Consider the following 12,494-nt stretch of genomic DNA (forward strand, 5'->3'; position numbering starts at 1 on the left):
AAAATTATGGTAATAAGGAAATAGCGATGACTAACAAATTAGCGCTCTTAACATCGATATTTATTTTATCTATTGGTATGGTTAGTGCTATCACCCCTGCCCACGCTACCATCAGCTGTGCCGGTTACTTACCCAATAGCTATTTTGAGCGTATCGAAAACAATAAGCCTTTTGCTGGTAAGTTGGTCGAACAAGCCGATGGCATGCAGCAATTACAAGAGTTAAATGGCAAGGTGTTACTAGACAATCTTACCGATGCTTATATATTGATGGACACTTATGTGCTTGCCAAACAGCATGGCAAATACGGCGTTATCAATGCGGCTGGTAAGATTATCGTGCCTTTTGAGTATGATGAGATTCAAACCGAACCTGATATCGCGACCAGCTTTATTGTCAGCCTTAAGTCATCAGGTGATGCTAGCAACGCCACCAAACAAGGTATTATCAATCGTCATGGCGACTGGATTTATAAGCTGAGTGACGCTCATATCGAGCACGCGCACTATGATTCTGATTATGACCAAGATTATTTTACAGTGGCTAAAAATACAGTCGCTAAAAATAATGGTCTGACGGGATTGCTCGATGATAGAGGTTACTGGGCTATAAGACCGCAATATGATGCGATTAATCCGTTAAATGCTTGTACTGGCGAGCCTTTATATTTACAAGCTAGCCTGCAAAACAAAACCGCGCTGATTGACCAAAACAATGATGTCATCATTCCACTTGCTGCCAATCAACATATCGAAGCCTTTAATGCTTCTGCCAAGCCGTTGCTTTTTTTGCGCAGCAGCTTAGTTGCTGGTAGCAGCGCTATTGGCATGAGCGAAGATATTCAAGAGGATATTGTTAGCGCCCAAATTATTGATGCCAATGGTAAGGTAATCCTCGCATCAGATGCACCGATTAGAAAACTGCTATATCATCAGCTCTATACTTATAAACAAGCGGGAAAATTTGGAATCATCAACGATAAAGGCAATGTGATACTAGAACCCCAGTTTGATAGTTATCGTGATGATGCGAATGAAGTATGGGTTGAAAAGAATGGCAAAATGCAGCGTTTAAATACTTTCATAAAGTTAGATTAGTACTTTTGTCATTTTTACTGCTCCTATTTTAGTATGCCTATTTATCATTTGAGTATTAGAAAATAAAAAACCACCGTTAACTTATTATAACGGTGGTTTTTTTAATCAAACGATGTGCTTGCTTTAGATGAACACTTATTTAGCTTGTTCCCTCCTTGGCGCCTATTTGCTCACTATTTAGTTACGAGGCCACTAAGCTCACTCATTAACACCGATAATGTCGATAAGCTGATAGCACTTTCATCATTGCTATCCAATTTTTGCATCTCTGCCGTGACGGCGTCAAGCTGGCTGGCATGACGTGATTTCCAGTCATTAAAGGCCTGCTTGGCATCAGCTTGCGTCAACAAGGTATCCATCAGCATGCGCAAACTGCGCGAGACTTCGTTGACAAGGGCGTGACGCGCACGGCGATCCCAGTGATCTTGCTGCGGCAAGGTGGCGATATTATCCATCATCCAATCTAACTGTAGGACGTGATAGGCCTCAAAGTATAAAGTCGCAATCTCATCGACTGGGCGCTCATACTGCTCAGCCAATAGCGCGGCATCTAGGGCATCGACATGGTAAGGCAACATCGCAAACATCGCCGCATCATTAGCAGAGAGATCATCTGCCATTAAGCTTGTGGTATCTTCTTGCAAGTATTCTGAGAATTGCTGCTCGATAAAGCCACCTGCTTTGGTCAATTTCTCGACACTGTCCTCAAAGCGATTGATCATATCGGCAACTTGCAAATCTTGACCAAAGGCATTGATAAACCATACCACGCCATTTTCAAGTGCGTCACGCAGACGCAGCTCAAGCTCAAGCAGCAAGGTCGCATCAACTTGATTATCCAGCGACTCAAGCAAATCCCATGCTTTTGACACATGGAAGACGTCACGGGAAATCGCATAACCGCGCGCAATGGTGGCAAGCGTTTGGCCTGTTTCTTCATGTAGGCGGAATAACGCTTCGATACCCAGACGGTTCACGATGCTATTGGTCAAATAAGTACTGATGATTTCACGGTGCAGACGATGTTCTTTCATCTCATCAAAGAAGCGTGATGCCAGCTCATCAGGGAAATATTGACGCAGCTCATTGACGAAGTACGGCGCATCAGGTAAATCTGATGATAATAAATAATCATATACCCACATTTTGCCGTAAGCCATGACGATTGCCAGCTCAGGATTGGTGAGGCCTGTGCCCGCTTTTTGGCGTTTGGCAATTTCTTCATCGGATGGTAGATATTCAATCGCGCGGTCAAGACGACCTTCGGCTTCTAACATTTGAATGAAACGTTGATGGTCACTTAAGTTCGCCGCGGCGCGCAGATGGCTAAGCTCAAGCGCTTGCGGTTGTAGATAGTTTTGGCGCAGCACCAATTCAGCGACCGTGTCGGTCATAGACTCTAACAACTCATTACGCTGCTTGAGCGTCATGTCGCCTTGCTCGACCACTTTACCCAGTAAAATCTTGATATTTACTTCATGATCAGAGCAATTGACGCCGCCTGAGTTATCGATGGCATCGGTATAAATGCGACCACCGGTTTGTGCGTATTCGATACGCCCTTGTTGAGTAAAGCCTAAGTTGCCACCTTCGCCAACGACTGCCGTACGCAGCTCACCACCGTTGACACGCACGGCGTCATTGGCGCGGTCACCAACATCGGCGTGACTTTCATTAGCACTTTTCACATAAGTTCCGATACCACCATTCCAAATCAAGTCAACAGGCGATTTTAATAGCGCACTGATTAGCTCATTGGGCGCAAGGCTATCTTCACTGATATCAAATAGCGCTTTCATCTCAGGGCTAATCGCAATGGTTTTATCTTGACGTGAAAAGACGCCGCCGCCCTGACTGATGAGCGATTTTTCATAGTCGTCCCACGTCGAGCGCGGCATTTCAAACAAACGCTCACGCTCGGCATAAGATGCGGCAGTATCTGGGTTTGGGTCGATAAAAATATGCAAGTGGTTAAAGGCCGCGACCAGCTTGGTATGAGTAGATCTGAGCATACCGTTACCAAATACGTCGCCGCTCATATCGCCGATACCAACGACGGTGAAATCATCACGGTTTTGGATATCCATACCGCGCATACGGAAGTGGCGCTTGACCGACTCCCAACCACCGCGTGCGGTGATACCCATGGCTTTATGGTCATAGCCAACCGAGCCACCTGAGGCAAAGGCATCGTCAAGCCAGAAGTTATACTCGCTTGATAAAGCATTGGCAATATCTGAGAAAGTAGCGGTACCTTTATCGGCGGCAACCACTAAATAAGGGTCGTCCTCATCATGACGCACGGTGTTGGCTGGCGGGACAATTTGACCATCGACTATATTATCAGTAACGTCAAGCATACCGCGCAGGAACGCTTGATAACAGGCAATCCCTTCTGCTTGGAAGGCTTCACGACCATCGGCCATGGTTTTGGTCTTAACGATAAAGCCACCTTTCGAGCCAACCGGTACAATCACCGCGTTTTTGACCATTTGTGCTTTGACCAGACCGAGGACTTCGGTACGGAAATCTTCCATACGGTCTGACCAACGCAAGCCACCACGAGCGACTTTGCCGCCGCGCAAATGCACCGCTTCGACACGTGGCGAATAGACAAATATCTCAAACATCGGCTTGGGTTTTGGTAAGTTTGGAATGTCTGCCGCTAAGAATTTAAACGACAAACGGTCTTTACGTTGCCCATCTCCTTCTCTTTGATAAAAGTTGGTACGTACCATGGCATTAATCAAATCCAAATACCAACGGAAGATACGGTCTTCATCTAAGCTACTGACACCGGCCAATGCGGTGGTAATTTGCGCTTGAATTTGACTGGTCTTGCTGGCACGTTCCTCAGCACTGTATATAGGATTCATCCTTGCATCAAACAGCTCGCCCAGTGCGACGCTAATAGCGCTGTTTTTTACTACAGTTTGCTGAATATAAGCACTAGAGAACGGGGCTTTTGCTTGCATCATATAACGCGACAAGGCACGCAGTACGACCACATCATAAGTGTCTAATCTGGTAGTCAATACCAACTCATTAAACGAGTCACTCTCGATACGCCCTGCCCAAATTTGCTTTAGGCTGTCTTCAAACTGCGCGCGTACTACTTGCATATCGATGGTATCGACATGTTCCAATACCAGCTCATACTCTTGCATCCAAATCGACTGCTCCGGCAAATCAAATTCATAGGTTTGCGCTGAGATGACCGATACGCCAAAGTTTTCTAGAACCGGTAATACTTTTGAGAGAATCACGGGTTTTTGGCGACCGTACAGCTTTAGATGTAGCTGATTGCTGGCATCGCCCGTTGACTGATATAAATGCCAAATCATGGGCTGCTCATCACTCAAGCCCGCCAAACGCTTGGTATCTTCAACCGCCGTACGCGCATCAAACCGTTCTTGATAAGCCGCAGGAATATAGCTTAAAAAGCGGCGCATTAAGGCATTGGCTTGCTGCTCGCCTACATTATCAAGCAGCATTTTTTGATAATGATCGCTCCATGACTGCATCAGCGCCGACAGCTTATCTTGTAGCGCCGCCGTATCGACCTCATTTACTTGACCGGGGACTGTGCGCACATGCACATGAACGCGGGCGTGTTCTGACTCGTTAAATTCCGTCGTAAAGCCCGATGACATACCACCATAAGCGTCTTTTAGGACATTTTGTACTTTAATACGCAGTTCGGTATTGAACTTATCGCGCGGGATATACACCAAGCAGGACACAAAACGCTGATAATGATCGACGCGGCTAAATAAACGTAAGCTTTTCTTGTCTTGCAATTGGCTAATGCCAGATACGATCGGATATAACTCTTCGACGCTGGCTTGAAACAGATCATCACGCGGTAGAGAGTTAATCACGTGCATCATTTTATGATAAGCGTGACCGTCTCGCGGTAAATCTGCCATCGCCATGATTTTATTGGCTTTTTCACGCAGCAGTGGAATCTGCTGTACACTGAGCTGATAGGCTTGGGCGGTAAATAGCCCAATAAAGCGATATTCACCAATTAATGTGCCATTCGCATCAAACTTATGAATACCTAAAAAATCCATATATACCGGACGATGCACCGGTGACACACGGCTTGATTTAGATAACATCAATATACGTGGCTCAGTGAGTAGCTTTTTGAGATTACTTGGCAGCTCATCAAAGCTCTTTGATAAAGTATCTTCACTACCGCCGCGCAACAGCCCAAGACCACTATCGCCAATGGCGTATAAGTCTAAATTGGCATTGTCATTATTTTTGTGGCTGTCTTTATGACTGCTTTCATCGCTCTTATTATTCACATCGTCATGTATATTAATGAAGCTGCCGCCCTCTAAGCGGTATTCGCGATAGCCTAAAAAGATAAAACGATCTTCTAATACCCAATCCAAAAACGCTTGAATCTCTTGCTGTGAATAAAACACTTCTGGTAAATTTTGACCGGCCAGCTCCGCCTTTATATCCGTCAGCTTGGCACGTATCTTTTGCCAATCATCAACGACGACATCAAGGGTATCTATTTTTGTGAGCAGCATTTGTTGTAGCGCCGCCAACTCATCATTGTTTTGATAAGCAATTTCACAATGAATCAAAGACATTTTTGAGGTGTCGCTTTCATGCGCGCTTTCGATATGGCTAATGTTGCCATTTTCATCGCGCTCAACACTCACAATGATATTATAAGTACGATGGACATCGATACCTTCCGCTTCCAGATTCATCAAAAGCGTATCTACTAAAAAGGGTCTATCGTAAGCGACTATTTGAATAACGGTATGAGAGCTATGAAAATGCTGCTCTTCGGCTATTGGGTTTAAAATAGCGAGCTGCGGCTGATTGCCATCATAAGCTTTTAGAAGGGTAAAGTGATGTAGCGCCATTCCAGCCAAATCAATATTGCTGATATCTTTGGCGGCTTCTTGGTGCAGGCTCTGGTAATAGCTATGAATAAAATGGTCAAATAATGATTTGTCCTGTTGCACATAACTGGTGGCAATATCGCTTATCTGGCTGATCCGCTCTTTTGCGATATTTAGGGTGTTAGGCATATCCATTGTCCTTTGTTATAAGTTTGTTGTTCTCGTTTCTTCTATGAATGAGTTATTTCTACTGACGACTTATTTAACATAGCTAGCCGGTTTAGCATGACACTTAGCTATCTGGTATACAGTTAATTTCCCCTTTTTTTAATATTTTATTTAGCATTTATCGGCATTCCATGACTCAAATTGCATAAATAGCCATTTTCTGGTCTTTATTATTTCTAGTCTTTACTACTGCCAATCTATCAAAGTGTAACGCACCTCAGCGCATAGCTAAAGCGTACAACATCATTTCATGAATCATGAAGATGTCGATAACCTTTAATAATGAGACAATACCATCCTAATGTAGTCTAATACTTGCTGGCAGGTGGATACTCATGACAATCACGGCGTTTTTTTGTTAGAATACCGCACTATATTGAACCGTATTTTACTGGCTCAATACTCACTCAATATTATGACTTTTAATGCTAAGGGCAAGACGTATGATGAATATTTTGGTGATTGGCTCAGGTGGTCGCGAACATGCACTAGCATGGCAGTGTGCAAAAGACGATAACGTACAAAACATCTATGTTGCGCCCGGTAATGCTGGCACTGCCCTTGAAGCCAAATGCCAGAACGTCCTGTTAGAAGATGCAGCCGATGCTGACGAACACAGTGCGGTCATCGAATTTTGCCAAAATAACGCTATTGACATGGTGATTGTTGGTCCAGAAGCGCCATTGGTAACGGGTATCGTCGATGCTTGCCGTGCAGCTGGTATCAAAGCATGGGGTCCAACCGCTTATTGTGCGCAGTTAGAAGGTTCAAAAACTTTTGCTAAAGAGTTTATGGCGCAAAACAATATTCCAACGGCTGCCTATCAAGGATTTACGGACGCTACTGCTGCTAAAGCCTATATCGATGAGCAAGGCGCACCGATTGTTATCAAAGCCGACGGTCTTGCTGCAGGCAAAGGCGTTATCGTCGCTGAAACCATCGAGCAAGCGCATGAAGCGATTGACGATATGCTTGCTGACAATAAATTTGGTGATGCTGGTAGCCGCGTGGTCATTGAGCAGTTTTTGCAAGGTGAAGAAGCCAGCTTTATTTGCATGGTAGATGGTGAAAACATCTTACCGATGGCAACCAGCCAAGATCATAAGCGTGCCTTCGAAGGTGATACTGGGCCAAATACCGGCGGCATGGGTGCTTATTCTCCTGCGCCAGTCGTTACTCAAGACGTTCATAACAAGGTGATGGCACAAGTCATCCAGCCTGTTGTTGATGCCATGAAAGCTGCCGGTCATCCTTATACTGGATTTTTATACGCTGGGCTAATGATTGATGATGCGGGCGACCCGTATGTGATTGAGTTTAACTGCCGTTTTGGCGACCCAGAAACGCAGCCTATTTTAATGCGCTTGCAATCATCGATGGTTGATTTGGTCGCACAAGGGTTAGAGGGTAAATTACCAACCGAAGCCAATTGGGATGAGCGCCCTGCTCTAGGTATTGTCGTTGCATCAAAAGGCTATCCTGAAACCTCATCAAAAGGTGATGTGATTACAGGCTTACCAGAATTAGATAGTGATAATAAAAAATCAGTAAAAGTTTTCCATGCTGGCACGGCTTTCTCTAATCAAGATGCGCTTAGCAATGAGAAAGAAGTCGTGACCAACGGCGGGCGCGTATTGTGCGTGACGGCATTGGCCGACACTATCTCTGACGCGCAGCAAGCAGCATTGACAGTGACGGGCGCGATTAGTTTTGATGGTGCGCATTATCGCCGTGATATTGGTCACCATGCGATTGCTCGCGAAAACGTTTAATAAAGCTGAGCTGATTTAAACGTTAGATTTTAAAGCTCCGTTTTAAAAGATGCTTTTTAAAAGTTTTGCTTTAAAAGATGCGTTTTAAAACCTACAGAGTTTTTATAATGATTCGACCTAGTGTAGCGCTAGGTCGTATTTTTTTTGACCGCACTTTTACCTAACTTTTTTAATCTATTTTTTAACGACCATTTTTTAAAAGGTTGTTTTTGAAGCACTTGCTTTTAAAAATCTATCTTTGACCGCTTAGTGTTAGAATAAAGGTCATCAGAGTAAAGCGCCGCCAGATTTTTAGTGACTTAACCTATCAGTAGGATGAGCCGCTAATCGCTGTACCCATTAAAAGTCATGTTTTAGCTTACAAAGTAAGTGACAGCCTAAGCTCACGCGCCTCAAACTACCTCCCGTTATATGATACAATTTTGTACCAGTACGTCGCATCTCCCTTGTATTGTCGGTTTTGAACCCGCAAATCAATAGCAACCAGATGAATGATTATATTTATGGCAAATGATACTTCTAGACCTTCTAATAATAAGCAGTCTAATAACAGACAATCCATCGACAGCCTAAAAACGTCAGGGTTTGAGCGTCGGATGTCTATTGCTAAAACCTCCTTAAATATCGGTCGTCGTTGGGCAGGTAATAGTGTGTCTGGTATGTTTTTGGACAAAGAAGCCCGTACGGCGCGTAACCAAATTTTTATGGAAGAACAGGCCAACTATCTGGCAGAAGAGCTGGGTAAATTAAAAGGGTCGGTAGTAAAAATTGGTCAAATGCTGGCGATTTATGGCGAGCATATACTGCCACCCGAAATCACGCGTGCCTTGCAAACGCTCAATGACGATACGGCAACCTTAGCGTGGCCGAAAATCGAGCAGACATTACAGCAGTTATTGGGCGCCAAATTAAATGAGCTTGACGTCGACCCTATTCCTATCGGTACCGCTTCCCTCGCCCAAGTTCATCGCGCAACCGTATTGGCGACGGGCGAACAAGTGGTGTTAAAAATTCAGTATCCCGGTGTGGCGGATGCCATCAATTCTGACTTGGCTTTATTCAAGCGTTTATTAAAAGTCAGTAATATTGTGCCGCAGACACGTGCACTCGATGCTTGGTTTGAAGAGATACGCGACCTGCTACATCATGAAGTTGACTATGAAGCGGAAGCGGCGACCACAGAGCGTTTTTATGAGCGCTTATTTGACGACCCGCGTTATATTGTCCCTAAAATCAATCGCACTTATTCAACCAAGCGCTTGTTGTGCATGTCTTATGAGCCAGGTATTACCGTTGTCTCTGAGGCGCTGCAATTATTGCCGCATGAGCGCCGCAATGCCATCGGGCAAGCGGCCATCGAAATCATGATGCAAGAGATTTTTGTTTGGGGTGAGATGCAGACGGATCCAAACTTTGGTAATTACCTCGTTCGTGTCGCTACTGACGAACACGAAATCGATAAACTGGTGTTGTTAGATTTCGGAGCCATTCGCCAATTCGATAACAACCTACTGACGATTGCGCACGGGTTATTGCGCGCCGGATATCGTCATGACCATCAAGCAATGAAACGCGCTATGACCGGTTATGACTTCTTTGATAGCATGAGTGATAAAGTCCGCTCTGATATTGCCTCATTGTTTTTATTGGCCACCGAACCTTTCAGTGATCCGGCATTGAATCCGGATATTCCTCTTGATTGTTTGGATGAGCAGCAGCGTTATATTTGGGCAAACAGTAAATTGCATACTCGCCTCTCAAACGATGCGACGCGAGCAATGCAGTCTTTCGAGTTTAATCTGCCGCCTAAAGAATTTATGTTTATCAGCAGAAAATTCATCGGTGCTTATACGTTTTTGACAGTGCTAGATGCGCATACGGATTCTAATAAACTGGTAAAGCCTTTTTTGTAAGATGAGAAAGTGATGTTTTTTGGACCGCCCTTTTGTGGCGGTCTTTTTTGTGTTTTTCTTTTCATTTGCTTAGGCTATTTTTTATAGATATCTTGATGAGGATATGCATTTCTATTTTTTAACCTATCATTCTTGCGTAGTGTATATATAAATGCTTAGGCTATTTATCTTACTATGCTTCACTGCTCGCTTGCCATGTATCGAATCTGGTTTTATAACCTTCAGGCTTACGCATGTTTAGCTGCCAGCAGGTCTCACCGCGCGCCAAGTATTTAACCTCAAAGTGTGTGCGTTGACTATCGCTAGCTACTTTATGACGCGTATTCGGTAAGCACCACACCTCATTGGCTTGCTGCTCTGCATTATCCATATATGCTTCTATATTGGTCGCCAGCACCACTTCTCCACCTATCTGTAAACGAGAAAGTAAGAACTCAAAAAAAGGCATATTTAACCACTGCTGGTTAGGGTTATGTTGCTCAGGATTGGGATATAATATAAAGATACGCTCGATACTGTTTGGCGCAATGGCATGTACAATCCAAGCAATAGCATCAGCATGAATCGCGCTTAGATTGCTTGATTTCTGCTGCGCTGCCAATTTAGCAAAGGCATCGAATTTATTGCGCGTACGCTCGATGGCTATCAAGTGTTTGTCAGAATGTTGCCGTGCGAAGATAAGGGCATGCTTGCCCTTCCCTGCGCCAATCTCTAACACCAAAGGCAGTTCAGCGTTGATCAATATATCGGGCACTATAAAATCACGTGGGGCTGAGAGTTTTTGTGGTTGAAAGGCACGCGGCTGCTGATGTGAAAGCTCAAGATTATGAGTCATCTACTATCCTTAAGGTATTTGTCATTTGTCATTATTCGACCACATGCTATTATATAGTCAATCAAGCCCAATAGTAATATAACGACCGTGCTCATCGAACGATAATCATTAATTGCTCAGTGTAATTAATGATTATCGTTCGATGACATTTTGGTTTTACAACCTTTATTCATACTCGCTATTGATGAGCAGTGCTGTTGTCAATGACAGCATTTATTGATAGCCCATAGGATATACCCACTTTTATTATGACTGAATCTACTTCTAGCAACAGCGACCACAATACCAACCCCTTACCCAAAACCTATCCTTGTCCAGAATGCGGCAACCAAACCGCTTGGCAAGACAATAAATATAAGCCATTTTGTAGTCATCACTGCAAGCTTATCGACTTAGGCGCTTGGGCAAGTGAAGAATACACCTTACCTGCCGAATCGACGCCATTTTCTGATGAGCTCTAATCATCTAATTATTTCCGTTAAACTTTTAACCCTTTAACTCTTTATTATCCCAAGGATGTTTTACATGTCTGCTACTTACCTGATGCCCATTTATAATCGTCAACCAATCAGCTTCACCCGCGGTTCAGGCAGTTGGCTTTATACCAAAGATGAGACACCTTACTTAGATGCTTTGACGGGTATCGCAGTATGCGGCTTAGGACACTGTCATCCAAAGGTGACTGAGGCTATTCAGCAGCAAGCAGCAACCTTGGTGCATACCAGCAATTTATTTGGTATTGATTGGCAAGAGCGCGCTGGCGAAGCCCTATGTAATGCCGCACAAATGGACAGCGTATTCTTTGCCAATAGTGGTGCCGAAGCCAACGAAGCGGCATTAAAATTGGCACGACTCTATGCGCATCAGCAAGGTTTTAAACGCCCAAAAGTCATCGTCATGGAACATTCTTTTCATGGGCGTACCTTGCTGTCATTATCAGCAACTGCCAACCCTAAAGCACGTGAAGGTTTTTATACCTTGGATGAAGATTTTATCCGTGTGCCCTTTGGTGATATCGCCGCGATTGAACAAGCAGCTCAAGACCATGATGATATCTGTGCGGTATTTGTCGAGCCTATCCAAGGCGAAGGTGGTTTGAATACCGCAGCGAATGGCTTTACTTACCTTGAGCAATTACAAGCCGTATGCGATAGCCATAATTGGTTATTTATGCTCGATGAAGTACAAACCGGTAACGGTCGTACGGGCAAATACTTTGCTTATCAGCATAGCAATGCTCGCCCTGATGTATTAACCACTGCCAAAGGTTTAGGTAATGGCTTTCCAGTAGGCGCTTGCATGGTGCGTGGTCGCGCCAATGGCTTGTTTGGTGCCGGTAGTCACGGCTCAACCTATGGTGGCACGCCATTAGCCAGTCGCGTGGTACATAGCGTTTATGAGGTGCTTGCCAATGGCGATATCATGGACAATGCCGTCACCGAAGGACAGTTTATCCGTGATGGTGTGGTTGAGGCGCTTGGACAATATGGCGTCAGCACTCGCGGCGCTGGAATGATGATTGGTATTGCGCTCCCTGACGAGATGGACTGTAGCAAATTGGTTGACCGTGCCCGTGATGAGCAGAAACTTATCATCAACGTCACAGGTGGGCATGTGATTCGTCTATTGCCGCCGCTCAATATGACCCGTGATGAAAGCTCACAAGTGGTTGAGCGCTTGGTTAATTTATTAAAGCCTTCATTTTAAACGATTGATTTAATCAAAGTTTAAAGCTAAAAAAGCCTATAGATAAGTTATCTATAGGCTTTTTGCTT

7 protein-coding genes are annotated in these 12,494 nt (G+C 44.4%); 5 read left to right on the forward strand and 2 right to left on the reverse strand.

Annotation, left to right across the window (positions count from 1 at the left end):
* Nucleotides 1-26 precede the first annotated feature (26 nt).
* A complete protein-coding gene (locus tag QJS82_RS05685; RefSeq protein WP_281491532.1) occupies nucleotides 27-1,097 on the forward strand; it encodes a WG repeat-containing protein in 1,071 nt (356 codons plus the stop codon).
* A gap of 173 nt (nucleotides 1,098-1,270) precedes the next feature.
* Here QJS82_RS05685 and QJS82_RS05690 read toward each other — a convergent pair whose 3' ends face one another.
* Nucleotides 1,271-6,160 carry an NAD-glutamate dehydrogenase gene (locus QJS82_RS05690; protein ID WP_281491533.1) on the reverse strand — a complete coding sequence of 1,630 codons (4,890 nt, stop codon included), beginning with the start codon at nucleotides 6,158-6,160 and terminating at the stop codon, nucleotides 1,271-1,273.
* A gap of 485 nt (nucleotides 6,161-6,645) precedes the next feature.
* Between QJS82_RS05690 and purD the strand changes: the two genes are divergently transcribed.
* Together purD and QJS82_RS05700 are read left to right on the forward strand one after the other, a co-directional pair.
* Nucleotides 6,646-7,971 carry a phosphoribosylamine--glycine ligase gene (gene purD / locus QJS82_RS05695; protein WP_281491680.1) on the forward strand — a complete coding sequence of 442 codons (1,326 nt, stop codon included), beginning with the start codon at nucleotides 6,646-6,648 and terminating at the stop codon, nucleotides 7,969-7,971.
* Nucleotides 7,972-8,474: 503 nt separating this feature from the next.
* Entirely contained in the window at nucleotides 8,475-9,884 is a 1,410-nt protein-coding gene (locus QJS82_RS05700; protein WP_201565014.1) for an ABC1 kinase family protein, read from the forward strand.
* A 172-nt stretch (nucleotides 9,885-10,056) separates the two neighbouring features.
* Here QJS82_RS05700 and QJS82_RS05705 read toward each other — a convergent pair whose 3' ends face one another.
* Nucleotides 10,057-10,719 carry a class I SAM-dependent methyltransferase gene (locus QJS82_RS05705; RefSeq protein WP_281491534.1) on the reverse strand — a complete coding sequence of 221 codons (663 nt, stop codon included), beginning with the start codon at nucleotides 10,717-10,719 and terminating at the stop codon, nucleotides 10,057-10,059.
* 248 nt (nucleotides 10,720-10,967) lie between these two features.
* On the opposite strand from QJS82_RS05705, the gene QJS82_RS05710 reads away from it, so the two are divergent.
* Nucleotides 10,968-11,180 (forward strand): DNA gyrase inhibitor YacG, encoded by a 213-nt coding sequence (locus tag QJS82_RS05710; RefSeq protein ID WP_068405332.1) that lies wholly within the window; start codon nucleotides 10,968-10,970, stop codon nucleotides 11,178-11,180.
* Nucleotides 11,181-11,244: 64 nt separating this feature from the next.
* Nucleotides 11,245-12,426, forward strand: a complete 1,182-nt coding sequence (locus tag QJS82_RS05715) for an aspartate aminotransferase family protein (protein WP_281491535.1) — start codon at nucleotides 11,245-11,247, stop codon at nucleotides 12,424-12,426.
* The last annotated feature ends 68 nt before the right edge of the window (nucleotides 12,427-12,494 follow it).

The organism is Psychrobacter maritimus (genome assembly GCF_029953575.1).
Classification (GTDB): domain Bacteria; phylum Pseudomonadota; class Gammaproteobacteria; order Pseudomonadales; family Moraxellaceae; genus Psychrobacter; species Psychrobacter maritimus.

Excerpts from the sequence above, each read along its gene's own strand:
- QJS82_RS05685 (WP_281491532.1), top strand. The coding sequence starts at position 27 with ATGACTAACAAATTAGCGCTCTTAACATCGATATTTATTTTATCTATT.
- QJS82_RS05690 (WP_281491533.1), bottom strand. The coding sequence starts at position 6,160 with ATGCCTAACACCCTAAATATCGCAAAAGAGCGGATCAGCCAGATAAGC.
- purD (WP_281491680.1), top strand. The coding sequence starts at position 6,646 with ATGAATATTTTGGTGATTGGCTCAGGTGGTCGCGAACATGCACTAGCA.
- QJS82_RS05700 (WP_201565014.1), top strand. The coding sequence starts at position 8,475 with ATGGCAAATGATACTTCTAGACCTTCTAATAATAAGCAGTCTAATAAC.
- QJS82_RS05705 (WP_281491534.1), bottom strand. The coding sequence starts at position 10,719 with ATGACTCATAATCTTGAGCTTTCACATCAGCAGCCGCGTGCCTTTCAA.
- QJS82_RS05710 (WP_068405332.1), top strand. The coding sequence starts at position 10,968 with ATGACTGAATCTACTTCTAGCAACAGCGACCACAATACCAACCCCTTA.
- QJS82_RS05715 (WP_281491535.1), top strand. The coding sequence starts at position 11,245 with ATGTCTGCTACTTACCTGATGCCCATTTATAATCGTCAACCAATCAGC.